This window comes from Streptomyces flavochromogenes (genome assembly GCF_000717595.1).
GTDB classification, from domain to species: domain Bacteria; phylum Actinomycetota; class Actinomycetes; order Streptomycetales; family Streptomycetaceae; genus Streptomyces; species Streptomyces flavochromogenes.
This window is the reverse complement of the sequence record NZ_JNZO01000019.1, coordinates 110,866-135,350: the sequence shown is the minus strand read 5'-3', so window position 1 is coordinate 135,350 and position 24,485 is coordinate 110,866. Positions and strand designations below refer to the sequence as shown.

Annotated in this window: 20 protein-coding genes and 2 pseudogenes; 13 read left to right on the top strand and 9 right to left on the bottom strand. The window is 70.9% G+C overall.

What is annotated here, in order from left to right:
* Positions 1 to 46: 46 nt before the first annotated feature.
* Positions 47 to 1,765: a methyltransferase gene (locus IF00_RS0124425; RefSeq protein ID WP_030321410.1), complete on the top strand. Its 1,719-nt coding sequence runs from the start codon at positions 47 to 49 to the stop codon at positions 1,763 to 1,765.
* A gap of 7 nt (positions 1,766 to 1,772) precedes the next feature.
* Here the strand turns inward: IF00_RS0124425 and IF00_RS0124420 are convergent, their stop codons facing one another.
* Together IF00_RS0124420 and IF00_RS0124415 are read right to left on the bottom strand one after the other, a co-directional pair.
* Positions 1,773 to 2,903, bottom strand: coding sequence for a sensor histidine kinase (locus IF00_RS0124420; RefSeq protein ID WP_051820590.1), 1,131 nt, complete (start codon positions 2,901 to 2,903; stop codon positions 1,773 to 1,775).
* Positions 2,900 to 3,556, bottom strand: coding sequence for a response regulator transcription factor (locus IF00_RS0124415; protein ID WP_030321407.1), 657 nt, complete (start codon positions 3,554 to 3,556; stop codon positions 2,900 to 2,902). The genes IF00_RS0124420 and IF00_RS0124415 overlap by 4 nt, the downstream gene beginning before the upstream one ends.
* Before the next feature lie 94 nt (positions 3,557 to 3,650).
* Here IF00_RS0124415 and metG point away from each other — a divergent pair.
* Positions 3,651 to 5,263, top strand: a pseudogene (gene metG / locus IF00_RS0124410) (methionine--tRNA ligase).
* Between the two features lie 76 nt (positions 5,264 to 5,339).
* Here the strand turns inward: metG and IF00_RS0124405 are convergent.
* The gene (locus IF00_RS0124405; RefSeq protein WP_030321403.1) at positions 5,340 to 5,681 is read right to left on the bottom strand and encodes a DoxX family protein; all 342 of its coding nucleotides are present in this window, start codon (positions 5,679 to 5,681) and stop codon (positions 5,340 to 5,342) included.
* 116 nt (positions 5,682 to 5,797) lie between these two features.
* A pseudogene (locus IF00_RS47090) lies at positions 5,798 to 5,953 on the bottom strand (transcriptional regulator); the annotation flags it as partial.
* Between the two features lie 155 nt (positions 5,954 to 6,108).
* Between IF00_RS47090 and IF00_RS0124395 the strand changes: the two are divergent.
* The gene (locus IF00_RS0124395) at positions 6,109 to 6,540 is read left to right on the top strand and encodes an ATP-binding protein (RefSeq protein ID WP_030321402.1); all 432 of its coding nucleotides are present in this window, start codon (positions 6,109 to 6,111) and stop codon (positions 6,538 to 6,540) included.
* Positions 6,541 to 6,834: 294 nt separating this feature from the next.
* Complete coding sequence (locus tag IF00_RS0124390) at positions 6,835 to 7,674, top strand: hypothetical protein (protein ID WP_030321400.1); 840 nt, start codon at positions 6,835 to 6,837, stop codon at positions 7,672 to 7,674.
* A 154-nt stretch (positions 7,675 to 7,828) separates the two neighbouring features.
* On the opposite strand, the gene aspS is transcribed toward IF00_RS0124390, so the two are convergent.
* Positions 7,829 to 9,637, bottom strand: a complete 1,809-nt coding sequence (gene aspS, locus IF00_RS0124385; RefSeq protein ID WP_030321399.1) for an aspartate--tRNA ligase — start codon at positions 9,635 to 9,637, stop codon at positions 7,829 to 7,831.
* A gap of 171 nt (positions 9,638 to 9,808) precedes the next feature.
* On the opposite strand from aspS, the gene IF00_RS0124380 reads away from it, so the two are divergent.
* Positions 9,809 to 11,929, top strand: a complete 2,121-nt coding sequence (locus IF00_RS0124380; protein WP_030321397.1) for an ATP-binding SpoIIE family protein phosphatase — start codon at positions 9,809 to 9,811, stop codon at positions 11,927 to 11,929.
* Positions 11,930 to 12,069: 140 nt separating this feature from the next.
* Complete coding sequence (locus IF00_RS0124375) at positions 12,070 to 12,885, top strand: MBL fold metallo-hydrolase (protein WP_030321396.1); 816 nt, start codon at positions 12,070 to 12,072, stop codon at positions 12,883 to 12,885.
* On the opposite strand, the gene IF00_RS0124370 is transcribed toward IF00_RS0124375, so the two are convergent.
* The 3 genes from IF00_RS0124370 to IF00_RS0124360 all read right to left on the bottom strand — a co-directional run bounded on the left by IF00_RS0124370 (position 12,882) and on the right by IF00_RS0124360 (position 15,834).
* Positions 12,882 to 13,976 carry an AI-2E family transporter gene (locus IF00_RS0124370; RefSeq protein ID WP_030321394.1) on the bottom strand — a complete coding sequence of 365 codons (1,095 nt, stop codon included), beginning with the start codon at positions 13,974 to 13,976 and terminating at the stop codon, positions 12,882 to 12,884. The two genes, IF00_RS0124375 and IF00_RS0124370, sit on opposite strands and share 4 nt — an antisense overlap.
* Before the next feature lie 253 nt (positions 13,977 to 14,229).
* Positions 14,230 to 15,192: a pirin family protein gene (locus tag IF00_RS0124365; RefSeq protein WP_030321393.1), complete on the bottom strand. Its 963-nt coding sequence runs from the start codon at positions 15,190 to 15,192 to the stop codon at positions 14,230 to 14,232.
* A 138-nt stretch (positions 15,193 to 15,330) separates the two neighbouring features.
* Positions 15,331 to 15,834, bottom strand: a complete 504-nt coding sequence (locus tag IF00_RS0124360; protein WP_030321391.1) for an SseB family protein — start codon at positions 15,832 to 15,834, stop codon at positions 15,331 to 15,333.
* Between the two features lie 215 nt (positions 15,835 to 16,049).
* On the opposite strand from IF00_RS0124360, the gene IF00_RS0124355 reads away from it, so the two are divergent.
* The 4 genes from IF00_RS0124355 to IF00_RS0124340 all read left to right on the top strand — a co-directional run bounded on the left by IF00_RS0124355 (position 16,050) and on the right by IF00_RS0124340 (position 20,883).
* Positions 16,050 to 16,487 carry a hypothetical protein gene (locus tag IF00_RS0124355; RefSeq protein WP_063740684.1) on the top strand — a complete coding sequence of 146 codons (438 nt, stop codon included), beginning with the start codon at positions 16,050 to 16,052 and terminating at the stop codon, positions 16,485 to 16,487.
* Positions 16,488 to 16,492: 5 nt separating this feature from the next.
* Complete coding sequence (locus IF00_RS0124350) at positions 16,493 to 18,274, top strand: alpha/beta hydrolase (RefSeq protein ID WP_030321387.1); 1,782 nt, start codon at positions 16,493 to 16,495, stop codon at positions 18,272 to 18,274.
* The gene (locus tag IF00_RS41535; protein WP_030321386.1) at positions 18,274 to 18,846 is read left to right on the top strand and encodes a hypothetical protein; all 573 of its coding nucleotides are present in this window, start codon (positions 18,274 to 18,276) and stop codon (positions 18,844 to 18,846) included. The genes IF00_RS0124350 and IF00_RS41535 overlap by 1 nt, the downstream gene beginning before the upstream one ends.
* A 207-nt stretch (positions 18,847 to 19,053) precedes the next feature.
* The gene (locus IF00_RS0124340; RefSeq protein ID WP_030321384.1) at positions 19,054 to 20,883 is read left to right on the top strand and encodes an acyl-CoA dehydrogenase; all 1,830 of its coding nucleotides are present in this window, start codon (positions 19,054 to 19,056) and stop codon (positions 20,881 to 20,883) included.
* Between the two features lie 93 nt (positions 20,884 to 20,976).
* Here IF00_RS0124340 and IF00_RS0124335 read toward each other — a convergent pair whose 3' ends face one another.
* Complete coding sequence (locus IF00_RS0124335) at positions 20,977 to 21,552, bottom strand: YciI family protein (RefSeq protein WP_030321382.1); 576 nt, start codon at positions 21,550 to 21,552, stop codon at positions 20,977 to 20,979.
* 89 nt (positions 21,553 to 21,641) lie between these two features.
* Between IF00_RS0124335 and IF00_RS0124330 the strand changes: the two genes are divergently transcribed.
* The 3 genes from IF00_RS0124330 (at position 21,642) to IF00_RS0124320 (ending at position 24,407) form a co-directional block, all read left to right on the top strand.
* Positions 21,642 to 22,949, top strand: coding sequence for a M18 family aminopeptidase (locus IF00_RS0124330; protein ID WP_030321381.1), 1,308 nt, complete (start codon positions 21,642 to 21,644; stop codon positions 22,947 to 22,949).
* Between the two features lie 147 nt (positions 22,950 to 23,096).
* Positions 23,097 to 23,438 (top strand): hypothetical protein, encoded by a 342-nt coding sequence (locus IF00_RS0124325; protein ID WP_030321380.1) that lies wholly within the window; start codon positions 23,097 to 23,099, stop codon positions 23,436 to 23,438.
* 270 nt (positions 23,439 to 23,708) lie between these two features.
* Positions 23,709 to 24,407, top strand: coding sequence for a hypothetical protein (locus tag IF00_RS0124320; RefSeq protein WP_030321378.1), 699 nt, complete (start codon positions 23,709 to 23,711; stop codon positions 24,405 to 24,407).
* Positions 24,408 to 24,485: the final 78 nt, after the last annotated feature.

Genomic DNA, 24,485 nt, shown 5'->3' with positions numbered 1-24,485 from the left:
TGCCCCCGTTCCGCCGCCCCTTCCCCTCCCCGAAGGAAGCCCCCCGATGACGACCACCACCCCGGCCCCGGCCTCCGGCCGCCCGACCCCAGCCCGCGATGCCGACGTCGAACGTCTGCGGGCCGCCGCCGATTTCGTACGGGAGCAGGAGACCCCCGACCTGTTGGCGCGCGTCCTGCCCGGACTCGACGGCCCCGAGCTGCGGGCGATGACCGAACGGTGCCGGTTCGCGCACGCCGCGCTGCTCGTCTCCCCGCCCGACGAACGGGTCCTCCGGGCGGAGCTGGCCGCCGCCGGACTGTCCCCGGACGGCGAGGCGCGGCCGAGCGTGGTGGTGCGGGACCGGCTGGCGGCACGGCACGGACGGGGCGCCGGAGAGCTGGACGTGCGGATCCTCCGCCCGGAGGTGTACGGGCCGGGCGGCGAGCGGCGTGCGGTCGAGGTGTTCGTGCTGACCGATCCGGCGGGGTCGGCGGCGGCGGTCGCGGCCGACGAGCGGGCCGCGGACCGGGAGGCGCACCTGGCCTTCGACGTCGAGCGGCCGGACCCCCTGGTGCTGCGCGGGCTGCGGGCCGGCTTCCTGCGCCACGGCGCGGCGCCGGACGGGGGCGGTTACAACCCGCACGAGGACGGGACCGTCTTCTACTTCGCCGCGCCCGAGGAGACGAAGACGCCCTACCGGCGTGTCGAGCTGTACGCGCGCGGTGACCACCGGGACGTCCTGGCCGAGCATCTCGCCGGGGGGCGGGACTCGCACCCGGCGGAAACGCTCCTTCGCCTGCTGACCGGGGCCTGGACGACACAGGCGCTGGCCGCGTGCGCGGAGCTGCGGCTGCCGGAGGCGATGAGCCCGTGCACCGCGCGCGGGGCCGAGGCGCTGGCACGGGTCGTGGGGGCCCGGCCGGAGAACCTGGCGACGCTGCTGCGGTACCTCGCCATGGTGGGTGTGGTGGCCGAGGAACCCGGCGCGAGGGGCACGTTCCGGCTGACCGAGGCGGGACTGCTGCTGCGCGAGGACGCCGAGGGGTCGGTGCGGGCGCTGGCACTGATGTACGGCGGGCCGTTCTACGAGTCCTTCGCCCGGCTCGTGCACACCGTGCGGACGGGAGAGCCGGGGTTCGAGGACCGGTACGGCGAGAACCACTTCGACCACTTCGCGCGCGATCCCGAGCTGGCCGCCCGGTTCGACCGGTCCATGACGGCGAGCGCCCCTGTGTTCGACCCGCTGCCGCGGCACCCGGTCGTCACGGCGGCGGCCGCCGCCCCCGGCGGCCGTACCGTCGTGGACATCGCCGGAGGCACCGGGGAGCTCCTCGGGCGTCTCCTCACCGCGCACCCCGCCCTGCGCGGGGTCCTCCTCGAACGCGCCCACGTGGTCGAGGCGGCCCGGGCCCGGCTCGGCGCGGTCGCGGAGCGGTGCGCCTTCGTGACCGGTGACTTCGCGGACGTGCCGCCGGGCGGGGACGTGTACGTGCTCTCCCGGGTCCTGCACGACTGGGACGACGAGCGGTGCCGGACGATCCTGCGCCACTGCGCGGCGGCGATGCCTCCGGAGGCCGACCTGCTGATCGTGGAGCGCCTCCTGCCCGAGAAGCCCACGCCTTCGCTGGCGACGGCGTGGGACCTCCACATGATGTGCAACACGGGAGGGCGGGAGCGCACGGCCGCCTCGTACGCCCGGCTGCTCGCGGACGCCGGACTCGTCCTCGTCGGCCACAGCCCGCTGCCCCTGGAGGCCCACGTGCTGCGGGCCCGTCGGCGGTAGGGGTCGCTCAGGACGAGAAGGGAAGGCCGGGGGGATCGGCGGAGGTGACGGCGACCGGCAGGGTCACCGTCACCACCAGGCCGCCGCCCTCCCCCGCGCCCCTGGCCACCGCCCGCACCCGTCCCCCGTGCGCCTCCGCGACCGACCGCACGATGGACAGTCCGAGCCCCGCGCCCGGCCCCATCCGGTCCCGCCCCTCGCCCCGCCGGAAGGGCTCGAAGAGCCCGGCCACCTCGTCGGGCGGGACGACGGGCCCCGTGTTGGTCACCGTCAGGACGCCGCCGTCGGCCCGTACGTCGACCGTGCCGTCCGGCACGTTGTAGGCGACCGCGTTCGCGACGAGATTGCGGACGAGCTGCCCGAGCAGCACCCGGCTGCCCCGTACGACGCCGCCGTCACCCACCACGTACGTGTCCGCCCACTCCTCCTCGACGAGCTCCCCGAGCCGCACGTCCTCGCGTTCGGCGAGCCCCCGCTCGCTGCGGGCGAGCAGCAGGAGACCGTCGATGAGGCGTTCGCTGCGGCGGTTGCTGTCGAGCAGGACCTGGCGCACGTCGCAGCTGTCGTCCAGACCCACCTGAATCGCGGCTCGCTGAGTGGCGAGGGGGGTGCGGAGTTCGTGGGAGGCGTTGGCGATGAACCGGCGCTGGCTGTCGAAGGCGGTCTCCAAGCGGCCGAGCAGCGCGTCGATCGTGTCGCCGAGTTCCTTGAGTTCGTCGTCGGGCCCGGTGACGGCGATCCGGTCGTGCAGGTTGCGCTCGGAGAGGCGCCCGGCACGGGCGGTCATCTCGTGCACGGGCCGCAGCACGCGACCGGCCGTCCACCACCCCACGACGACGGCGCAGCAGGCCATGACGAGCAGGGCGAGGCTCGACCACATGAGCATCTGCTCGCCGGCGGCGCGGCTGATGTCGTCCCCCAGCTCGTACGCCTCGACGACGGCGACCCCGTTCGCGGCACCGTCGGCGCGGGCCACGATCGCATCGGTCTCGTCGTCCGTCCCGGCGAGGACGAGCAGGTTCACGACGAGGAGCAGCACCGTCCCGAGGACCAGGAAGGCACCCCCGTACACGAGCGCGATGCGCGTCCGGATGGTGGAGCCGGACCCCAGGTATCCCGCGTCACCGCCCGGCCTCACAGCTGGTACCCCACGCCCTGCACCGTCCTGATCAGCGCCGGCTCGCCCAGCTTCGCGCGCAGTTTGCTCATGCAGACGCGTACCGCGCCGGTGAAGGGGTCGGCGTGGACGTCCCAGGCGCGGTCGAGGAGCTCTTCGGCGGAGACGGCCGCCCCGTCGGCCTCCAGGAGGATCTGGAGGACGGAGAACTCCTTGGGGGAGAGATCGAGGTCCCGCCCGTCGCGGGCGGCGGTCCGCCGGACGGTGTCCATGCGGAGCCCGTACCGCTCCAGGAGCGGTGGCAGGGCCGCGCGGGCGGAGCGGCGCCGCAGGGCGCGGACCCGGGAGACCAGCTCGGGAAACTCGAAGGGCTTGCCGAGATAGTCGTCGGCGCCGAGGTCGAGGCCGGTGACGCGGTCCTCGGTGGCGGTGGCGGCGGTCAGCATGAGGATGCGGGTCGGGGAGCCCTCCGCGACGAGGCGGCGGGCGATGTCGTCGCCGTGGACGCGCGGCAGGTCGCGGTCGAGGACGAGGACGTCGTACGGGTGGAGCCCGAGGTGGTCGAGGGCGGCGTCGCCGCTGTGGACGGTGTCGACGGCGAAGCCCGCGCGCCGCAGTCCGGTGGCGACGAGCTCGGCGAGGGGTCGTTCGTCCTCGGCTACCAGTACACGCATGCCCGCCATCCTCCCCGCCCCCGGTTCCGGGGCCTGCCCCCGCCCCCACCGGCGGATGTGAGTGGATCTTCGTACGCCCGTTAGGATTTCGACCATGGCGGCCACTGGATCCGAGAAGCAGGGGGCGAAGGCGTGAAGAGTTTCTACGTATCGACCCCCATTTACTACGTCAACGACGCTCCTCACCTGGGCCACGCCTATACGACCGTCGCAGGCGACGTGCTCACGCGCTGGCACCGTCAGCGCGGCGAGAAGGTGTGGTTCCTCACCGGCACGGACGAGCACGGTCAGAAGATCATGCGCACGGCCGAGGCGAACAACGTCACGCCCCAGGCCTGGTGCGACAAGCTCGTCGAGGAGGCGTGGAAGCCCCTCTGGGAGCACCTGAACATCGCGAACGACGACTTCATCCGCACCACGCAGAAGCGTCACACGGACCGCGTCCAGGAGTTCGTGCAGGACCTGTACGACAAGGACGAGATCTACAAGGGCGGCTACGAGGGCCCGTACTGCGTGGGCTGTGAGGAGTACAAGCTCCCCGGCGACCTCATCGAGGCCGAGGACGGCACGAAGCTGTGCGCCGTCCACAAGAAGCCGGTGGAGATCCTCAAGGAGGAGAACTACTTCTTCAAGCTGAGCGAGTACGGCCCGAAGCTCCTGGAGTTCTACGAGGCGAACCCGGGCTTCATCCAGCCGGAGTCGGCCCGCAACGAGGTCGTGAACTTCGTCAAGCAGGGCCTGGAGGACCTCTCCATCTCGCGCTCGACGTTCGACTGGGGCGTCCCGGTGCCGTGGGACGAGAAGCACGTCATCTACGTGTGGATCGACGCGCTGCTCAACTACGCGACGGCCGTCGGCTACAACGAGAACCCGGAGAAGTTCGACGAGACCTTCCCGGCGAACGTCCACCTCATCGGCAAGGACATCCTGCGCTTCCACGCGGTGATCTGGCCGGCGATGCTGATGGCGCAGGGCCTGCCGGTCCCGGGCCGGGTGGCGGCCAACGGCTGGCTGATGGTCGGCGGCGAGAAGATGTCGAAGTCGAACCTGACCGGCATCAAGCCGCAGGACCTGACCTCGCACTTCGGCGTGGACGCCTACCGCTGGTACTTCCTGCGGGCGATCGCGTTCGGCCAGGACGGCTCGTTCTCGTGGGAGGACTTCTCCGCCCGCTACACGTCCGAGCTGGCCAACGACTACGGCAACCTGGCCTCGCGCGTCGCGGCCATGGTCGGCAAGTACTTCGACGGCGCGCTGCCGGCCTCGACGGCCGACGGCGACGCGGAGAAGGCGATCCACGAGGGCCTGGCCAAGGCCGTCGCGACGGCCGACGCGAAGATCGGCGAGGAGCTGGACTTCCAGTCCGGCATCCTGGCGATCTTCGACTTCGTGAAGCAGGTCAACGGCTACATCACGGAGCAGGAGCCGTGGAAGGTCGCGAAGGACGAGTCGGAGGAGGGCCGGGCCCGCCTGGCGACCATCCTCTACACGGCCGCCGAGTCCCTCCGCGCCGTCGCCGTCCTGCTGAACCCGATCATGCCGGAGACCTCGCAGGCGCTGTGGGAGTCCCTGGGCGCCGAGGCGTCCCTGGGCGCCCTGGCCGCACAGCCGGTCCAGTCCGCCGGCACGTGGGGACAGCTCCCCGCGGGCGCGACGGTGACGAAGGGCGCGGTGCTGTTCCCGCGCCTGGAGGAGAAGAAGGACTGACGTCCGCCTGTCGTACGGCGAAGGCCGCCGCCCCGGAGTGCCGGGGAGGCGGCCTTCGCCGTACGGTCCGTGAGGGTCACCAGGTCAGGGCGAGGGCGGCGACGGCGGGGGCCATGTAGACCAGCGGGAAGGGCACGTGACCGTAGGACCGGGCGCGGAGCACGGTGATCACGGCCCCGGCGAAGTACAGGATCAGCCCGATCGCGGCGAGGGTCCCGATCACCGGGACCCAGATCCCGGCGACGAGCCCGACGGCCCCGGCGACCTTGGCGGCGCCGAGCAGGTTCCACCACGACCGGGGCACGCCGTACTCGGCGAGCGGCCCGACGACGTAAGCGGCCTTGAGGAAGACCGAGGCTCCCGAGAACGCGGCCAGGAACGCGGCGACGGCGGTGACGACGATGGCGGTGGTGGACATGGCGTGGGCTCCTTCAGCCTCTCCGTAATCCGCCTCGTTCGAGCCGGACACAGCACTGACGGAGCCCGGACGGAATGTGTGACGGCCCGCGCGAAGAAGTTCAGTGGACCCAGTTATTCGGCGGCCCGCATCCCCACCGCCTCCCGCCGCAGCCTCAACTGCCGTCCCACGGTGGCCACCACGGCCACGCCCCAGTCATCGTCGGGATCGACCTCCCATCCCGGCTCGTCCGCTTCGGTCTTGAGTCGCTGACCCCCACCGTCCACCGACATTCCGCACCCTTCCCTCGGCCCCTTCGTGGCGCGATGCCCCTATCCGTGAGGAGGGTCCGGACAGCCCGGACAGCAGTGGACAAGCACCGGGCAGTCACCGTACGCATCGGCGTCGTGACTGTTCACGCTATGCGGCGGCGACCACGCTCGGTGAGGTGAATCAGCAGAACACCACCCAAGTGCACACGTCCACACGCCACTTCAGCGTCCTCCTGTCCCCCACGCCCCGAGGGGCCCGGCTCGCCCGGCTGCTCGCCGTCGAGTGGATGCGGGATCACGAGGTGCCGTACGGCGTGACGGAGACGGCGACGCAGCTCGTCGCCGAACTCGCCGCGAACGCCGCGACGCACGGCCGGGTCGCCGGCCGGAGCTTCCGGCTCGCGCTCTCGGCACGCCCGGGTGTCCTCCGCGTCGAGGTGACGGACACGCGGAGCGAGAAGCTCCCCCGAGCCCAACCGGCGTGCCCCGAGGGCGACTCGGGACGCGGACTGATTCTGGTAGGGGCGCTGGCCGACCGGTGGGGCGTGGAGCGCGGCCCCGTGCCCCGGAAGACCGTATGGGCCGAGATGGACCTGCCACACCTCTGAGCTGCGGAGATGCGAGCGTCACCGGGCCCCGGGAACGCGGGGTTCGGTGGGGCGGGCGGTCTCGTCAAGGACGACCACAGCGAGAAAGAAACCGAACCAGACCCCACCTCTCCTCCCCGCCAGGGCCGCACTCACTCGCTTGAGTGAATATGCCCAAACCGGCTGGCCAAAGGGCGGGTTGGTTGATCTACGCTCAGCGCGACGCACCACCCCACTGCTGACATGCGTCGGCCCCCGCCGGGACTGCGAATCCCGGTGCGGGGGCCTGACCACCAAGGAAGTTAGGGCTTCCCGATGGGTACCCAGAACACTAGCGTGCGCCCGCCCGCCCAGTCCCGTAACGACGGGAAAAACCACCCTTCTCAGTGCGGCGGCGTCACCCACGACAACGTCCGCCACACCACCCGCTTCACGGTGGTCGGCAACCATCTCGCCCAGCACGCCGAGCTGTCGCTGCTGGCGATCGGTCTGGCCGTCCACATCCAGTCGCTCCCCAGCGGCGCCAAGGTCGACATCGACAGCCTCGCCGCGCGCTTCCCCGAGGGGAAGACCCGGATCGCCGGCGCCCTGCGCGAGCTGGAGGCCCACGGCTATCTGCGGCGCACGCGCTTACGGACCGAGCAGGGCCGCATGGTCACCCGCACGGTCTCCTGCAACCAGCCGGGCCGGACGGGCGGCGAGGACGGACCGAGTCCCCCGCCCCGGCCCCGGCGGACCGCCGAGAAACCGCCGCGCCGCCGCGCCCTGCCCGCCGTGCCGGAGCCGGTGTACCCGACGCCGGACCTCCTCCAGACCGCCCTCGGCCTGCTCTCCGGCCTCCGCCGCACGGACCCGAGGCTCCTGATCTCCGCCACGGACGCCGAGCACCTCGTCCCCGGCGTCGCGGCCTGGCTCGAACGCGACCTCACGCCCGAGGCCGTCCACCGCGCCCTGACCCACGACCTGCCGCAGGAACCCCTGCACCGCCCGGCCGCACTCCTGGCCCACCGCCTCACGGCCCAACTCCCGCCCCTGCCGCCCTTCCGCACGGAGAGACCGTCGGCGAGACACCCCCTCCAGAACTGCGACACCTGCGACCGCGCCTACCGCGCCCCCGAACCGGGCACGTGCCGCGCGTGCGTGCCGGAGACGTGACGGTCACGTGGGCAGAGCGACGAGCCGAAGTCCTGGAAGACCTGGGGGAGTTCGGGCGGAAGTCGGCGGAACGAGTGCGGCCGGGTGCGGTGCGGACGAAGGGCCCGGAACCGTCTTCACGGTTCCGGGCCCTCCAGTCGCTCAAGGCGTGCGACTACCGCGCCGCGTCCGGGTGGACCGCGTCCGTGATGTCGACCGTCTTCTTCTCGACCGGCTTGCGGAGCTGGATGTTCAGCTCGCGCAGGCGGGACTCGTCGAGCTCCGTCGGAGCGCCCATCAGGAGGTCCTGGGCGTTGCCGTTCAGCGGGAAGGCGATCGTCTCGCGGATGTTCGGCTCGTCGGCCAGGAGCATCACGATGCGGTCGACGCCCGGGGCGATGCCGCCGTGCGGCGGGGCGCCGTACTCGAAGGCGCGGAGCATGCCCGCGAACTCGTGCTCGACCGTCTCGCGCGAGTAGCCCGCGATCTCGAAGGCCTTGAACATGATCTCGGGCTCATGGTTCCGGATCGCGCCCGAGGAGAGCTCGATGCCGTTGCAGACGATGTCGTACTGCCAGCCGAGGACGTCCAGCGGGTCCTGGGTCTCCAGGGCCTCAAGGCCGCCCTGCGGCATCGAGAAGGGGTTGTGCGAGAAGTCGATCTTGCCGGTCTCCTCGTCCTTCTCGTACATCGGGAAGTCGACGATCCACGCGAAGCGGAAGACGTTCTCCTCGAACTGGCCGGCGCGCTTGGCGGCCTCGACCCGGACCGGGCCCATGATCTTGGAGACCTCGTCGAACTCGCCCGCGCCGAAGAAGATCGCGTGGCCGGGCTCCAGGCCGAGGCGCTCGGTGAGGACCTTGACGTTCTCCTCGGTGAGGAACTTGGCGATCGGGCCGGTGAGGGCGTTGCCCTCGCCGACGCGGACCCAGGCCAGGCCCTTCGCGCCGAGGGAGACGGCGAAGTCGCCCAGCGCGTCGAAGAACTTGCGCGGCTGGTCGCCCGTGTTCGGGACGGCGAGGGCGCGGACGTGCTTGCCGGCGAAGGCCTTGAACTCCGACGCCTCGAAGACGTCGGAGATGTCGACGAGTTCGAGGTCCGTGCGCAGGTCGGGCTTGTCGTTGCCGTACTTCAGCATCGACTCGCGGAACGGGATCCGCGGGAACGGGGAGGTGACGTGGCGGCCGCCGCCGAACTCCTCGAAGAGCTCCGTCATGAGCTTCTCGATCGGCTGGAAGACGTCCTCCTGCTCGACGAAGCTCATCTCGACATCGAGCTGGTAGAACTCGCCCGGCGAACGGTCCGCGCGCGCGTCCTCGTCGCGGAAGCAGGGCGCGATCTGGAAGTACCGGTCGAAGCCGGAGATCATCAGCAGCTGCTTGAACTGCTGGGGCGCCTGCGGCAGCGCGTAGAACTTGCCCGGGTTCAGACGGGACGGGACGACGAAGTCGCGGGCGCCCTCGGGGGAGGTCGCGGCGAGGATCGGGGTCGCCATCTCGTTGAAGCCGAGGGCCACCATCTTGGAGCGGATGGAGGCGATGACGGCGGAGCGCAGCATGATGTTGCGGTGCATGCGCTCGCGGCGCAGGTCGAGGAAGCGGTACTCCAGGCGCCGCTCCTCGTTGACGCCGTCGTCGGCGTTGATGGTGAAGGGGATCTGCTTCGCGGCACCCAGGACCTCGACCGTGGCGGCCTCGATCTCGATCTCGCCGGTGGCGAGCTCCGGGTTGACGTTGTCCGCGCCGCGGGAGACGACCTTGCCGTCCACGCGGACGACGGTCTCCTTCGTCAGCTTGTCGAGGACCTCGGCCGCGGCGGTGCCGGGCCGGGCGACGAGCTGCGTGATGCCGTAGTGGTCGCGCAGATCGATGAAGAGGATGCCGCCCAGGTCGCGCCGATTGTGCAGCCAGCCGCTCAGCCGGACGTCGGTGCCGACGTCAGAGGCGCGGAGCTCGCCGCAGGTGTGGGACCTGTACCGATGCATCGTCGTTCATCCAGTCTTCGGGATCTGTGGTCGTGGGGCGCCGCCCTGTGGCCCCTGTCACAGATGTCACAGGACACGCGGGCAGACCCACCCAGAGTACCGGCCGGGCCAAGATCGGTTTTCGAATACGCTCAGTGGCGATCTGGTGTCCGATATTCATAAAGTGGGGCAATGCGCACCGAGGACGTCCTGGCCGCGATCGCGACCGGCCTGTGGCGCTGGGACAACGCGTCCGGGATCGTCTCGCTCGACGCCGAGGCCGCCCGGCTGCTCGGGCTGCCCGCGGCACCCGTTCGGCTCACCGAGGCGGCCGTGCGCTCGCGCTTTCACCCCGTCGACTGGAACGAGATCGACGGGGTCGTGAACCTCGCCGTCGCCGAGGGGACGCTCGCCGAGGCACGGCTGCGGATCATGGACGAGCACGGCCGGGTGATCCGTACCGTGAGGAGCAGGTCGAAGCCGCTCATCGAGGGGAACGACTACCAGCTGGTCGGCACCCTCCAGGAGGTCGCCGAGCAGGTGCCGGGGACCGCCGCGCGCACCCCCGTCACGGGTGACTGGCGCCGGTCCCGCGAGGCGTTCCTCCTCGACGCAGGGCGGGCGCTGGCGGAGGCCCGCTCGACGGCCGAGGTGCTGCGGGTGGCCGCCTCCCTCTCGATGCCCGGGTTCTCGCCGGACGGGCTCGCGGTCTTCGGGGTGGCGGGCGACCGGCTGACGGTCATCGGCCATCACGGGCACAGCGAGGGCGACGAGGGTCCGTTCTCGTCGATGTCGCTCGACACGGACTACCCGGCGGCGGAGGCCGCGCGGACGGGCCGGGCGATCTATCTGCCCACCCCCGACGAGTACCTGCGCCGCTTTCCCGTGACCTGGCCGCTCGCGCAGCGCTTCGGCCGCCGTTCCTGGGCCTTCGTGCCGCTGGTCGTCGCCGGCCGCACGATGGGGGCCTGGATGGCGGCCTTCAAGCATCCGGTGGCCTTCACCCCCGACGAGCGGTCGGTGCTGACGACGGTAGCCCGGATGCTCGCCCAGGCCCTCGCACGCGCGGGCGTGGCCGAGTCCGAGCGCGAGCTGTCGCTCGGACTGCAGCGGACGATGATGCCGGTCCTCGGGCCGGGCATCCCCGGCATCCAGGTGGCCGCGCGGTACGTGCCGACCGGCGGCGGGCTCCAGGTCGGCGGCGACTGGTACGACATGATCCGGCTGCCCGGCGGCACCTCACGCACCGGCGGGCGCGGCGCCGGGCGCATCGCGCTCGTGATCGGCGACGTCCAGGGCCACGACGTGCGGGCGGCGGGGCTGATGGGGCAGCTGCGGATCGCCCTGCGCGCGTACGCCTCCGAGGGCCACCGGCCGGACGCCGTCCTGTCCCGCGCCTCGCGCTTCCTGTACGGGATCACCGACGGCGACGACGGGGAGGGCGAGGCCGGTCCGCGCTTCGCCACCTGCCTCTATCTGGAGGTCGATCTGGAGAGCGGGACCGTCGACATCGCGCGGGCCGGTCATCCGGACCCGGCGGTGCGCATGAACGACGGAACGGTTCTCCTGAGGCCCACCGCGGGTGGCCTGCCCCTCGGCATCGACCCCGACACCGACTACCCCACCACCCGGCTCACCCTCGACCCCGGCGAGACCCTGATGATCTGCACCGACGGCCTCCTGGAGACCGGCGGGCACGACCTCGACACCGGCTGGGAGCGGGTCCGCGAGCTCCTGGAGTCCCACGACGGCGAGGACCTGGAGGCGCTCGCCGACACCCTCGTGGAGGCCGTCCACGGCCCCGGCTCCCACTACACGACCGGGCCGCTCGCCGACCGCCGCGAGGACGACATCGCCGTCCTGCTGCTCTCCCGCCGGCCCGCCGGCACGCTCCCGGAGGCCCCGCGCCGCATCCTGATGACGATCGCCCAGGCCGAGCCGGAACGGATCGCCTCGGCGCGCGAGCAGGTACGGCAGCTTCTGCACGACTGGCGGGACGAGGAACAGCTCGACTCGGCGGTCCTCATGGTCTCCGAGATGGTCACCAACGTCCTCGTGCACACGGACGGCGACGCGCTCCTCGTCGCCGAGGTGGCCTGCGGGGAGAAGGCCCGGCGGCTGCGCGTCGAGGTCTCCGACGGGAGCGACGAGCTGCCGCACAAGCGCCACCCGGGCGAGATGGCGTCGAGCGGGCGCGGCCTGGTCCTGATGGAGATGCTCGCGGACGCGTGGGGCGTCGACCCGCGCGGCGAGGGCAAGGCGATCTGGTTCGAGCTGACCGAACCGGACTCGGGACAGGGCTGCTGCGCGTAGCGCTGCTGTGCGGGCGGGCGCCCCGCGGCGCGCGGGCTCCGCGAGTGCGGGGCTCTCCCGCGCGGCGCAGACTGGTGTCGTACGGCCGCCCGGGGGACCCACGTCGGGGACCTTCGTCGGGGGGGACCACGGAGCATGCCATGGACACCCACAAGGTCGGCAGCGACACCACCGTGCTGGCCGACAGCCTCGAAGTCCCGGGCATCGGGCACCTGCCGATCAACGCCTATGTCGTCACCGCCACCGAGCCCGTCGTCGTCGACACCGGTGTCTCCCTCCCCGACCGTGACTTCGTCGCGGCACTCGGCGAGGTCGTCGACCCGGCCGACGTGCGCTGGATCTGGCTGACCCATCCAGACCGGGACCACACCGGCGGCATCTTCGACCTCCTCGACGCCGCCCCGGACGCGCGGGTGATCACGACGTTCCTCGGGGCCGGCGAGATGACCACCGAACGCCCGCTGCCCATGGACCGGGTGTACTTCCTCAATCCCGGCCAGTCCCTGGACGTCGGCGACCGCTCCCTGCAGGCCTTCCGGCCGCCGCTCTTCGACAACCCCGCCACCGTCGGCTTCTACGACGACCGCACCCGTATCTGCTTCAGCTCCGACTGCTTCGGCGGGCCCATGCCAAGCGCGGAGGTCGCGGAGAGCGGGCACGCGAGCGACCTCAAGCCGGAGGACCTGCGGCAGGCGCAGCTGATGTGGGCGACGATCGACAGCCCCTGGGCGCACCTCGTGGACCCGGAGAAGTACCGGGCGACGATCGAGCCGATACGGGAGATGGACCCGGAGATCGTGCTGTGCACGCATCTGCCGCCGGCCGTGCGGATGCTGGACCGGATGATCGAGACGATCGCGATGGTCCCGGACTCCGACCCCTTCGTGGGCCCCGACCAGGCCGCCCTCGAACAGCTCCTGGCCTCGCTCCAGCCGGACGGGCCGGTGCCGGCCTAGGCGGTGCCCGGAGCGCCCGGAGCGCCCGGAGCGTCGTCGGGGGACTCGCGGGGAGCCCCGTACCGCGTCCGCAGCTCACCGAGGATCCCCGTCGCCGCGGCCGTCAGCGGTACGGCGAGGAGCATGCCCAGGATGCCCGCGACGGAGGCCCCGGCCGTGATCGCCAGCATCACCGCGGCCGGGTGCATCTGCACGGTCCGGCTCTGCACCATCGGCTGGAGCAGATAGCCCTCGATCATCTGGACGGCCAGGACGATGCCGAGCACCCACAGCGCGATGGCGAATCCACGGTCCGCGAGCGCCACGAGGACGGCGATCGCGCCGGAGAGGAAGGCGCCGAGGTACGGGATGTACGCGGTGACGAAGACGAGCGCGGCGAGCCCCACCGCACCGGGTACGTCGAGGACGACGAGGCCGAGGCCGATGAGGATCGCGTCGACGAGGGCGACGAAGGTCGTCCCGCGCATGAAGCCCTCGACGGCCTCGAAGGCGCGCCGCGCCATGGCCTCGACGAGGTCGCCGGTGGTGCGGGGGGCGAGGGCGCGCAGGGCGCCGGCGGCCCGGTCCGAGTCCCGCAGGAAGAAGAAGATCAGGACCAGGGAGAGGGCGGCGGTGGCGAGCATCCCGCCGACGACGCTGAGGCCCGTGACCACGCCCGACGCGGCCGTGCCGCCGAACTCCTTCAGGAGGCCCTCGGCGTTCTTGGCGAGGTCGTCGAGAGAGGTTCCGGCCGGGCCGAGGTGCTCGGCGATGTCGGTGGCGGCCTGCCGGAGCGAGGTGATGATCTGGTCGCCGGTCTCGATGAGCGCGGCGACGACGATGTACGTGGCTCCGCCGACGACCGCGAGGACGGCGACGACGGTGAGCGCGGCGGCGGACGACTGCCGGACCTTCATCCGGAGCAGGCGCCGGTAGAGGGGCCCGAGGAGGGCGGTGCCGAGGATCGCGAGGAGGACGGGGGTGACGACCGTCTCGAAGACGATGCACAGCCAGATGCCGACGGCGGCGACCCCGGCGGCGAGGAGCAGGACGACGCACCAGGCGGCGACCCGGCGGGCGGGTTCGGGAAGGAGCGGGGACGACGTCTGCACCCGACCACCGGACCACGCGCTTCGGCGTGTCGTCGCGCGCGGACCGACCGTACGGGTGACGGAGCGTCAGCGGTCCCGTTCGCAGGGCCCTCACGCGCGCCGCGCACTTCGTACGGACCCCAACACGCGCCGCGCACGTACGGACCCCGACACGCGCCGCGCACCTCGTACGGACCCCACACGCCGCACGTACGCCCCCCACACGCGTACGGGGCCGGGCGCGCCGCCCGACCCCGTACCGGTCCCGCCGTTCCTACTCGCCCATCCCGTGGACCGCCGGGATCGTCCCGAGGCGACCCGCCTGGAAGTCCTCGAAGGCCTGGCGGAGTTCGGCCTGGGTGTTCATGACGAACGGGCCGTAGTGGGCCATCGGCTCGCGGATCGGCTGTCCGCCGAGGAGCACGACCTCCAGGTCGGGGGTGTTCCCGTCCTGCTTCTCGTCGGCGCGGACGGTCAGCGAGCCGCCCTTTCCGAAGACGGCGGTCTGGCCCGTGTGGACCGGGCGCCGCTCCGTGCCCACGCTGCCGCGGCCCGCCATGACGTACGCGAGGCCGTTGAAGTCCTCGCGCCACGGCAGGGTGATCTCGGCGCCGGGTCGCAGGGTCGCGTGGATCATCGTGATCGGGGTGTGGGTGATGCCCGGCCCGTCGTGGCCGTCGAGCTCGCCCGCGATGACGCGGAGCAGCGCGCCTCCGTCGGGGGAGGTGAGCAGCTGGACCTGGCCGCCGCGGATGTCCTGGTAGCGGGGGGCCATCATCTTGTCGGCGGCGGGCAGGTTCACCCACAGCTGGAGGCCGTGGAAGAGGCCGCCGCTGACGACGAGGGACTCCGGCGGCGCCTCGATGTGGAGCAGGCCGGAGCCGGCCGTCATCCACTGGGTGTCGCCGTTGGTGATGGTGCCGCCGCCGCCCTGGGAGTCCTGGTGGTCGAAGGTCCCGTCGATGATGTAGGTGACGGTCTCGAAGCCCCGGTGGGGGTGCCAGGGCGTGCCCTTGGGCTCTCCGGGTGCGTACTCCACCTCACCCATCTGGTCCATCATGATGAACGGGTCGAGGTACTGGTAGTTGATCCCCGCGAAGGCGCGGCGGACCGGGAAGCCCTCGCCCTCGAAGCCCGAGGGTGCCGTGGTCACGGCGAGTACCGGGCGCGGAGTGGCGTCGGCCTGGGCGGCCACGCGCGGCAGGGTGAGCGGGTTCTCGACAGTCACTGCGGGCATGACGGACCTCCTAGAGCGGCCTTCTCCGACCTTGTACGTCCACTTTAGTTGAACAGTGAACTTCTTGCCACCCAGAACGCGGAACGCCCGGGAGTAATTCCTCCCGGGCGCTCTCCCACGTCTTGGGCCAAGCCTGCGTCAGCCGTACATCCGGCGCATCGCGAAGTCGACCATCTGCTCCACGGCCTTCGCGTCGAAGACCATCCGGTGGTCGCCCTCCATGTCGAGGACGAAGCCGTAGCCGGTCGGCAGCAGGTCGATCACCTCGGCACCGGTGATCACGAAGTACTTCGACTCCTTGCCCGCGTACCGCCGCAGCTCCTTGAGCGAGGTGAACATCGGGATGACCGGCTGCTGGGTGTTGTGCAGGGCCAGGAAGCCGGGGTTGTCGCCGCGCGGGCAGTAGACCTTCGAGGTCGCGAAGATCTGCTGGAAGTCCTCGGGCGCGAGCGTGCCGGTCGTGAAGGCGCGGACCGCGTCGGCGAGGGAGGGCGGCGAGGGCTCCGGGTAGAGCGGGGGCTGCTGCCCGTACCCGCCCTGCATGCCTCCCTGCATCCCACCCTGCATGCCGGCCTGCATCCCGCCCTGCTGCGGCGGGGCGTACTGCTGCTGGGCACCCGGATTCTGCTCGTAGCCGTACATGGGGCCAGCCTATCGACCCGGGGACGGTCGCAGCACTGGGCACGGGTCACTCACGGCCCGCCCCACCGCTCGCACGGGCCCCGCCCCGCCGGGCGCTCGCCATCCCGCCCCACCGGGCGCGCGCGTCCCCACCTGGCGCTCGTACGCGTTTTCGTGTGCAACGCCGCCTCTTGCTAGGTTCGCGGGAGCAATTTCCGGCACCACGGGGGTGGAACATGGCGCTGAACGCCACTTGGGAAGAGTTGTTCGGCGGATCCGCACCGCCCGGACAGCCCGCGACGATGACCCTCGCGGGCGTGCCCGCCCCCGACTCCGGCGGTGGTGGCGGCGACGCGAACCTGAAGGCCGACGTGGGCCCGTGGCACGAGGCCGGGAACACCGCCGGCGAACTGCGCACCTCCACCGGCACCTCGCTCACCGACCTCGACACCGCGAACGAGGGCGTCGGCGGCGGCACCGCCGGCTTCGCCTCCTCGGGCGCCCTCACCGAGATCCTCGGCACCTGGAAGACCCGCCTCACCGCCGTACGCGACGAATGCGGTCGCCTCGAAGGCGCGCTGAAGAGCGCGGGCCGGGACTTCGGCGAGCGCGAGACCGCGACCCAGCGGAAGATCGCCGCCGAAGCGCCGGCGCCCGCGCGGAAGGAAGGCTGAGCTCCGTGCCCACCTGGCAGCAACTGCGCGATGTGAAGCTCGACGAGTACTCGGACGCCGCCGACGGCTGGGGCAAGGTCAGCTCCCGCGCCAACTCGGACAAGGACCGTGTCGACAACGGCATGTTCGCGAAGATCCACCACTCGCAGAAGGGTGAGGCCGCCACGAAGGCGGGCGGCGACATCCAGCAGCTCTCGCGCAACTACCAGTACCTGCACACCGAGTGCGGGCTCATCCGTACGGCGCTCAACGGCCTCGCCACCGAACTCGCCGCCCCGCAGAAGAAGTTGAAGCAGGCCCTGGAGGACGCGGAGAACCTCAGGTTCACCGTGAAGCCCGACGGCTCGGTCGAGTACCCGACCGATTCCCTCGTCCTCTCGCCCGGCACCCACACCGCCGAGCACGGCGCCCCCGTCCCGCTCGCACCCGGCAAGGGCGAGGGGGTCGGCAGCGCCGACGCCAACAAGGGCAAGGCCGAGGACATCGCCGAGCGCATCGGCGACGCCGTCCGCGAGGCCGACGAGATCGACAGCCGGTACGCCGCCGCCCTGCGCAGGCTCAAGGCCGACCCCGGTCTGGAGGTCAGCGCCGAGGACCTCGTCGACGCCGCCGCCGACACCAAGGCCCTCCAGCAGGCCGCCGGGAAGTACGCCGACGACGACAGGATCCCGCACGGCAAGTCCGCCACGGAGAACGCCGACTGGTGGAACGGCCTCAGCCAGGAGCAGCGCGACGAGTACGCCACGCTCTACCCGGCCTCCGTCGGCGCCCTCGACGGCATCCCGTCCTCGGTCCGCGACGATGCCAACCGGATGGTCTTCGCCGAGAACAGGGCACAGATCCAGACGGACCTGAACAAACCCGCGCCGAACCAGTACATCCCGAACCCGAACGGCAACTACCCGGCCGCGGTCCTCAGCCCCGAGTACAAGCAGTGGCAGAAGGAGCAGGAGCGGCTGAAGGAGCAGCTCAAGGGCAGCGACTCGATCCAGGCCCGCTTCGACGCCACCGGCAAGGAGAACCTCCCGGAGGCGTACCTCCTCGGCTACGACAAGGAGGGCATCGGGCGGGCGATCATCGCCAACGGCAACCCCGACACCGCCGACCACACCGCCGTCTACGTGCCGGGTACGAAGACGAACCTGAACAACTTCGACGAGGACATCAGCCGGATGACCGACATGTGGCGGGAGACCCAGAAGTGGGCGCCGGGTGAGAGCGTCTCGACGATCACCTGGTTCGGCTACGAGGCTCCGCAGTCGGTCGTCACCGATGCCACGCAGAAGGACTACGCGTACGACGGCTCGCCCAAGCTGCTTCAGTTCATGGACGGTCTGGAGACCGCGCAGGGCGGCCCGGACAACAGCCACACGACGATCATCGGCCACAGCTACGGTTCGACGGTGGTGGGCGACGCCTCCAACAAGGGCGATCTGGCCGCCGACGACATCGTGGCGGTCGGCAGCCCCGGCATGCTCACCGGCAGGGCCGAGGACCTCGACGTCGGCAAGGACCACGTCTGGTCCGAGGCGGCGACGAGCGATGTGGTGCCGGCGGGCGGCAAGCTCGCCGGTCTCGGCGGCTACACCTGGGGCGTCGAGACCTGGAACGGCGTCCCGTTCAACGCCGGGTACGTCCAGACCGTGCCGTCGGACGAGCTGTTCGGGGCGCACCGGATGGACGTGGACACCAGCGGCCACACCGACTACTGGACGCGGGACTCGGAGAGCCTCAGGAACCAGGCCAAGGTCGTGGCGGGCCAATACGACAAGGTGAACGAGGACTGATGAACCCCACCAACCACCGCACCAGGACCCGCGGGGCGGCGCTCGGCGTCCTCCTCCTCTGCCTCACCACCCTCGCGACGGGATGCTCCATGAACGACACCGGCGGTGCCGACGACCTCGGCTACACCCCGACGACCCTCGACGTCGAGAAGGCGCGGACGCGCACCAAGGAGATCTCCAGCGAGATCTTCGACATGATCGGGCTGCCCAAGGGCAAGACGACCCCGGGCGGCGCCGGTGCCTCCACGTGCCAGGAGGACCCCGAGCACCTCTTCATGATCCGCCACCCCTGGTCGGTGTACGACGTCTCCGAGGAGGAGCTGAAGCAGGGCTTCGAGCGGCTGCGGCAGGCCCTGCCCGCCAAGGGCTGGAAGGTCGTCTCGTACGGCCCGAACAACAGCAAGGCCAAGAGCCTGGAGCTCCTCGCGGAATCCGAGAAGGAGCACTTCGCCGTCAACGCGGAGCTGTGGGTCGGCAGCACGGACCCGAAGAAGAAGAACCTGATCGGCGTCACCGTCGCCTCCGGCTGCTTCCGCGCCCCCGAGGGGACGGACCTGAAGGGTCTGTACTGAGGCGCTCATGGCGTGAGGGAGGCCCGGGGCACATGCCCCGGGCCCTTTTTCTGCGGCTCGTGTCACAGATGGCCGGATAGGGGTTGCTCTTATTACCGGTGGGTAGCATCATCGTAGAGAAGCGTGGGCTACTCACCGGTAGTACGAGCACGGCCACGCTCGCGTACCAGGACATCCGCCTCCCCGAGCCTTTACGGAGCCGTCGCCATGGGGCACTACAAGTCGAATCTCCGCGACATCGAGTTCAACCTCTTCGAGGTCCTCGGCCGCGACAAGGTGTACGGCTCCGGGCCGTTCGAGGAGATGGACGTCGAGACCGCCAAGAGCATCCTCGACGAGATCCGCCGCCTCGCCGAGAACGAGCTCGCGGAGTCCTTCACCGACGCCGACCGCAACCCGCCGGTCTTCGACCCGGAGACCAACACCGCCCCCGTGCCGGCCACCTTCAAGAAGTCGTACAACGCCTTCATGGAGTCCGAGTACTGGCGTCTGGGCATCCCCGAGGAGATCGGCGGCACCGTCTCCCCGCGCTCCCTGATCTGGGCGTACGCGGAGCTGCTGCTCGGCTCGAACCCGGCCATCTGGATGTACTCCTCCGGCCCGGCCTTCGCCGGCATCCTCTACAACGAGGGCAACGAGGCGCAGAAGAAGGTCGCGCAGATCGCCGTCGAGAAGCGCTGGGGCTCCACCATGGTGCTCACCGAGCCCGACGCGGGCTCGGACGTCGGCGCCGGCCGCACCAAGGCCACCCAGCAGGAGGACGGCTCCTGGCACATCGAGGGCGTGAAGCGCTTCATCACGTCCGGTGAGCACGACATGGAGGAGAACATCCTCCACTACGTCCTCGCCCGCCCCGAGGGTGCCGGCCCCGGCACCAAGGGCCTCTCCCTCTTCCTCGTCCCGAAGTTCGAGTTCGACTGGGAGACCGGCGAGCTGGGCGAGCGCAACGGCGTCTACGCCACCAACGTCGAGCACAAGATGGGCCTCAAGGCCTCCAACACGTGCGAGATGACCTTCGGCGACCAGCACCCCGCCAAGGGCTGGCTGATCGGCGACAAGCACGACGGCATCCGCCAGATGTTCCTCATCATCGAGTTCGCCCGCATGATGGTCGGCACGAAGGCGATCTCCACCCTCTCCACGGGCTACCTCAACGCCCTGGAGTACGCCAAGGAGCGCGTCCAGGGCACCGACCTGGCGAACTTCATGGACAAGGCCGCGCCCAAGGTCACCATCACGCACCACCCCGACGTCCGCCGCTCGCTCATGACGCAGAAGGCGTACGCCGAGGGCATGCGCTCCCTCGTCCTCTACACGGCCTCCGTGCAGGACGAGATCGCGATCAAGGAAGCGGCCGGCGAGGACGCCAAGGCCCTGCACGGCCTGAACGACCTTCTGCTCCCGATCGTCAAGGGCTACGGCTCCGAGAAGGGCTACGAGCAGCTCGCGCAGTCGCTCCAGACCTTCGGCGGCTCCGGCTTCCTGCAGGAGTACCCGATCGAGCAGTACATCCGGGACGCCAAGATCGACACCCTCTACGAGGGCACCACGGCCATCCAGGGCCAGGACTTCTTCTTCCGCAAGATCGTCCGCGACCAGGGCGCGTCCCTGAACGCGCTGTCCGAGGAGATCAAGAAGTTCCTCGCGGTCGGCACCGGCGGCGAGGACCTGGCCGGCGCCCGCGACGCGCTGGCCAAGGCCGCCGTCGACCTGGAGAGCATCGTCGGCACGATGATCACCGACCTCACCGCCACCGGCGAGGACGTCAAGAACATCTACAAGGTCGGACTCAACACCACCCGCCTGCTGCTGGCCTCCGGCGACGTCGTCGTCGGCTACCTGCTGCTGCGCGGTGCGGCCGTCGCCGCCGAGAAGCTGGCCGCGGGTGCGACCGGCAAGGACGCCGCCTTCTACCAGGGCAAGATCGCGGCCGCGAAGTTCTTCGCCGCCAACGTCCTGCCGGGCGTGAGCGCCGAGCGCGCCCTCGCCGAGGCCGTCGACGGCTCGCTGATGGACCTGGACGAGGCCGCGTTCTAGGACGCCCCGTTCACACAGGCACGGCCCGTCCCCGGGGAGGGGGGCGGGCCGTACCCCTGTGCGCGGACAGGCTCCCTGCGCGGACAGGCTCCCTTACGAGGGACGGCCGCCGAACTGCCAGTCGTGCACCTCGATGTCGGCGTACGCGTCCGGGGTCCCCAGGACGGCACGGGCCGCCTCCGGGTCCGACGCCCGGACCAGCGCCGCCGTGCCCAGCCAGGTGGCGCCGTCGTCGGAGAGCAGCGGCCCGTAGGCGATCAGGTCCCCCCGGTCCTCGCACGCGGACGGCACCTCCGGATCGACGGCCCGACCCACGGCCGTCGCCGCACCGAGGCCGATCACCAGGAACCGGTCGCCGCCCTCCCGCCCCCCGGGGAAGTCCCACATGGTGCGCCCGAGCACGTTGCGCCACCGGCGCAGCAGCACGTCCCGGTAGACGCCGGCCTGGTAGTTGGGCTCGTCGAAGGCGAACGCGCGGGCCGCACCGGCATCCGGCAGATCGAGCACGTGCACACTGCCGGTGACCGTCTCGCCGTCCTCACCGAAGGTCGGACCGCGGGCGATCATCTCCTTGGCGTACTGGTCCATATAGGCCCAGTGGGCCTCGATCAACTCGTCGCGCAACGCCAGGGACCCGGTCCGGTCCCGGTGATAGCAGAGAAACTCCATGGCCGAAGCATCTCCCCGCACAGGCGCGCGGGGCGAGCGTTCTGCGGGGCCCCGTATTCGTATACCGGGCTCTGCGTAAGGTGGAACCCATGAGCAGCGCAGCCTCCCGTCCCGCCGCAGGCCCCTTCGACCGCGGACACACCGACGACCTCATGGCCTTCCTGACGGCCTCGCCCTCGCCGTACCACGCGGTCGCGAGCGCCGCCGAGCGGCTTGAGAAGGCCGGGTTCCGCCGGGTCGAGGAGACGGCCGCCTGGGACGCCACGAGCGGCGGGAAGTACGTGATCCGCGGCGGCGCGATCATCGCCTGGTACGTGCCGGAGGGCGCCTCCGCCCACACCCCGTACCGGATCGTCGGCGCCCACACCGACTCCCCCAACCTCCGCGTCAAGCCGCAGCCCGACATGGGCGCGCACGGCTGGCGACAGGTCGCGGTCGAGATCTACGGCGGCACCCTGCTCAACACCTGGCTCGACCGCGACCTCGGCCTCGCCGGGCGGCTCACGCTCCGCGACGGCAGCCACCACCTGGTCAACGTGGACCGGCCGCTGCTGCGCGTCCCGCAGCTCGCGATCCACCTCGACCGGGGCGTCAACGACGGCCTCAAGCTGGAGCGCCAGCGCCACATGCAGCCGATCTGGGGCATCGGCGAGGTCCACGAGGGCGACCTGATCTCCTTCGTCGCCGCCGAGGCCGGGGTCGACGCCGAGGACGTGAGCGGCTGGGACCTGATGGTGCACGCCGTCGACGCGCCCGCCTATCTGGGCCGCGACCGCGAGCTGCTCGCCGGGCCGCGCATGGACAACCTGCTGTCCGTGCACGCCGCCGTCGCCGCGCTCGCCTCCCTCGCGGGCCGCGACGACCTCCCGTACATCCCGGTCCTCGCCGCCTTCGACCACGAGGAGAACGGCTCCGAGGCCGACACCGGCGCCCAGGGCCCGCTCCTCGGCAACGTCCTGGAGCGTTCGGTGTACGCGCGCGGCGGCTCCTACGAGGACCGCGCCCGGGCCTTCGCCGGCACCGTCTGCCTCTCCTCCGACACCGGCCACGCCGTCCACCCGAACTACGCGGAGCGCCACGACCCGACGCACCACCCGCGCGTCAACGGCGGCCCGATCCTCAAGGTGAACGTCAACCAGCGGTACGCCACCGACGGCAGCGGCCGCGCGGTCTTCGCCGCCGCCTGCGAGAAGGCGGGCGTGCCGTGGCAGTCGTTCGTCTCCAACAACGACATGCCCTGCGGCACGACGATCGGCCCGATCACCGCCGCGCGCCACGGCATCAAGACGGTCGACATCGGCGTGGCGATCCTCTCCATGCACAGCGCCCGCGAACTCTGCGGCGCCGACGACCCGTACCTCCTGGCCAACGCCCTGGTCGCCTTCCTGGAGGGCTGATACGTACCCGCATCCGAGCCGAACTCCCCGCTCCTGGTTCGCGCTTGGGCCAGGAGCGGTACTCTTTTGGGGAGAAGTCGCAGGTGGGAGGGGTGGGACGGGCCCCCTCTTCACAACTGGGTTCCTAATTCAGTAACTTACTAAGTTATGGACCTCACTCTTATCAAGCACGCCGTCGAGTGCGATGACGGCGCCAAGCGGCTCAGCATGCGCTTCCTCAAGGATCGTGCGACCGAGGGACTCCGATCGCGCTTGAGCAGGGAGCTGTGCACCCAGATCAGCGCAGAGCTGAGTAGGCTCGGCCTGACGACGATCCCTCGGACACTTCCGACATCCGAGAACGATTTCGTCTGGATCATCCAGAAGGACAGCATCCTGGGTGAAATCACTGATGTGGCCTCGGTGTTCGCCAACCTGGACAGGCTAGGACAGAACCCTCTCCCTAAGCTTTTCGATAACTACCCGAACGCCAAAGAGGGATTGCTCTAACTACGGCGGCGTCTGCATGCCATAGACGGTGGCGTATTTACATGTGCTGCCCCTGAGCGGCGAGTTACCTTTGCCATGTCGTCTCACCAGGACGCCTGAAGATGAGGGGGAAATCTCAAGGTGCTTAGGTTCCGGCCATAACCTGATTAGCCGTTGCGCCCCAGATCGCGACCGTGCCACGCTCATAGGGCAGTCGCACTATCCAACTGGGCTCATTGCACGGCGTGTTGCGTGCGGTCGGCGCCCCGTAGAGCCCCGGAGGCGCCCATCATGAGCTCCGCACCGCACACCCCCCGCCTCGGCGAGCACGACTCGACCGAGGCCTCCACCGGTCTCACGCCGGAATCCGCGCCGTCGCACCACGTCATGAAGCGGATGATCGACGTCCAGTTGCCCCCTGCGCGAGACGCCCCGCCCCCGTCCTTCCACGCCATGGGCTACTCGCGCTGGCGGGGACGGGCCACCCTCTCCGCCATTTCGCTCGCGGCCGATGAACTCCCCGCCTTCCTGGACCGGTTGACGTTGCACCTGAAGGTGATGAGGCGGCCCCGCCCGGGCCCCTTCGGCGGCCCCCCGGCTGAGTTCTTCCGGACCCTGGCCTCCCTCACCGCCGCCAGGACGACCGTCTTCCACATGCGGGAGACCCACGAGGAGCAGGCCTTCCTGCGGGCTATGGCGAGGATCGCCAACCGCCTCACCGACGGGGCTACGACCCTCGCCCTCATGCGCGTGCGGGGCGGCGCCCCCGTCGGGTACCACCTCACCCAGCACCGTACGGTCCTTCTTCCGCCCGGCTCCCCGCTGCTCGCCGGGCTGCCTTGTTCCGAGGCCGACACCCTGCTTCCCGTCGACCTTGCGCGGGACCACGCCTGGGCGAGCCACCAGTACCTCCACCGTCCGGCCACGACAGACGACCCGCGACGGCCCTCGTCGCCGCCGCCGGGTGCCGAGTCCCCGATCGAGCTCTAGCACGCACAACGCCCCTCCGGGCGGCGGCGATCACCTGCCTCGCCGCCGCCCGGAGGGGCGCTCGCCGTACTCGTTCCC

Coding starts and splice junctions, on each gene's coding strand:
- IF00_RS0124330 (WP_030321381.1), top strand. CDS start 21,642: ATGAGCAGCGCAGCCTCCCGTCCCGCCGCAGGCCCCTTCGACCGCGGA.
- IF00_RS0124425 (WP_030321410.1), top strand. CDS start 47: ATGACGACCACCACCCCGGCCCCGGCCTCCGGCCGCCCGACCCCAGCC.
- IF00_RS0124375 (WP_030321396.1), top strand. CDS start 12,070: ATGGACACCCACAAGGTCGGCAGCGACACCACCGTGCTGGCCGACAGC.
- IF00_RS0124380 (WP_030321397.1), top strand. CDS start 9,809: ATGCGCACCGAGGACGTCCTGGCCGCGATCGCGACCGGCCTGTGGCGC.
- IF00_RS0124415 (WP_030321407.1), bottom strand. CDS start 3,556: ATGCGTGTACTGGTAGCCGAGGACGAACGACCCCTCGCCGAGCTCGTC.
- IF00_RS0124340 (WP_030321384.1), top strand. CDS start 19,054: ATGGGGCACTACAAGTCGAATCTCCGCGACATCGAGTTCAACCTCTTC.
- IF00_RS0124325 (WP_030321380.1), top strand. CDS start 23,097: ATGGACCTCACTCTTATCAAGCACGCCGTCGAGTGCGATGACGGCGCC.
- IF00_RS0124335 (WP_030321382.1), bottom strand. CDS start 21,552: ATGGAGTTTCTCTGCTATCACCGGGACCGGACCGGGTCCCTGGCGTTG.
- IF00_RS0124365 (WP_030321393.1), bottom strand. CDS start 15,192: ATGCCCGCAGTGACTGTCGAGAACCCGCTCACCCTGCCGCGCGTGGCC.
- aspS (WP_030321399.1), bottom strand. CDS start 9,637: ATGCATCGGTACAGGTCCCACACCTGCGGCGAGCTCCGCGCCTCTGAC.
- IF00_RS41535 (WP_030321386.1), top strand. CDS start 18,274: ATGAACCCCACCAACCACCGCACCAGGACCCGCGGGGCGGCGCTCGGC.
- IF00_RS0124360 (WP_030321391.1), bottom strand. CDS start 15,834: ATGTACGGCTACGAGCAGAATCCGGGTGCCCAGCAGCAGTACGCCCCG.
- IF00_RS0124390 (WP_030321400.1), top strand. CDS start 6,835: ATGGGTACCCAGAACACTAGCGTGCGCCCGCCCGCCCAGTCCCGTAAC.
- IF00_RS0124320 (WP_030321378.1), top strand. CDS start 23,709: ATGAGCTCCGCACCGCACACCCCCCGCCTCGGCGAGCACGACTCGACC.
- IF00_RS0124405 (WP_030321403.1), bottom strand. CDS start 5,681: ATGTCCACCACCGCCATCGTCGTCACCGCCGTCGCCGCGTTCCTGGCC.
- IF00_RS0124355 (WP_063740684.1), top strand. CDS start 16,050: ATGGCGCTGAACGCCACTTGGGAAGAGTTGTTCGGCGGATCCGCACCG.